Below are 1,134 nucleotides of genomic sequence, written 5' to 3' on the forward strand. Positions count from 1 at the left end.
GATCGGCCTGTTCCTGATATCAGATAATGTATTGATGCTACAAAATTCAAATCCGCAATGATACAAGTATTACATCTACAATTATAAGCACCTGCATGTTCTACCACAACATAGTGGTATCTACCACTATGTTGTGCAGGCAGTATGAAWTKACCACATTCTTGTATCATAACRACATTACATTGTTCTRTTGTTAATAGATGATTCAATATATTTAATTTAATAGCATCATTAAGAGGATTTCCTTGGGAATTCCATGTACAAATTTTCATATGGCTRTTTTTAGATGTTTGATGCATTTATTATGTTTTCATAATAATTRTTATCAAATTTGAACGGGACTTTATCCATCCCGTTCTATATGTTTATACTCTATTTACTGCTTTCTGTATTTATAGGCTCGATACATGATGCCATTATATCCATCAGTTTAGACAGACCTTCGGTCTGCGGCTGCTGRCTGGCWGWMACATGTATCTGGTATTTTGCCGTTTGGTTGGTCATGCGGGTGTTCTCGCGGGCGGTYGTGACTTTGCCGCTGATTTCCGCATTTATAAACCAATGTTTTGCAGAAGCTTTTGYCTCTACTTCTGCGTTGGTAGTGCTTTTTACGTTTGATGTATCGGTAACCTCCATCTGGAAATCGACATCCACGCGATCTATGAGCAGGGAAGGAATAGGCACCAATCCTATAAACGGAGCCTTGACACTTTGTGACATTGTTGTCATTTTTCCATCCTGCTGTATCGGTCTTTCGACATCGAATTCCAATATACGCGCTTTATTGCCGCTTTTACCATCAAATGCAATTTGCTGGTAGAAATTCCATGCTGTCGCTGCCAATTCCTGTTGTGCTTCGGCTGCTGCAATAAGTGGAGCTGCAATAAGTTCCCGCATGGGAAGCCCCTTGAATTTGTCAGTCACGTTTGAATCTGCTTTAAGAACTGGAGAAGTTTCTCTGTTTTGAGTCTCTTCCAATGCAGCGGAGATAATTTCTTTCGCCTGTCCGCTTACATTTTCATTCAAGTTTTCCGCATTTTCTTGTTGCCCTTGGTTCTTTATTTCTTCTGCCATAACATTTGAATTTTAAAATTGTTAGATATTTTTTACAAAATCGTCAATAATTCGGGAAAT

The 1,134-nt window shown here is 38.7% G+C and carries 1 protein-coding gene; it reads right to left on the reverse strand.

The features are described 5' to 3' along the window. Window positions 1–372 precede the first annotated feature (372 nt). Window positions 373–1,074 carry a DUF2589 domain-containing protein gene (locus tag BN4609_RS15420; protein WP_068857378.1) on the reverse strand — a complete coding sequence of 234 codons (702 nt, stop codon included), beginning with the start codon at window positions 1,072–1,074 and terminating at the stop codon, window positions 373–375. Window positions 1,075–1,134: the final 60 nt, after the last annotated feature.

This window comes from Leyella lascolaii, assembly GCF_900079775.1.
Taxonomy (GTDB): Bacteria; Bacteroidota; Bacteroidia; order Bacteroidales; family Bacteroidaceae; genus Prevotella; species Prevotella lascolaii.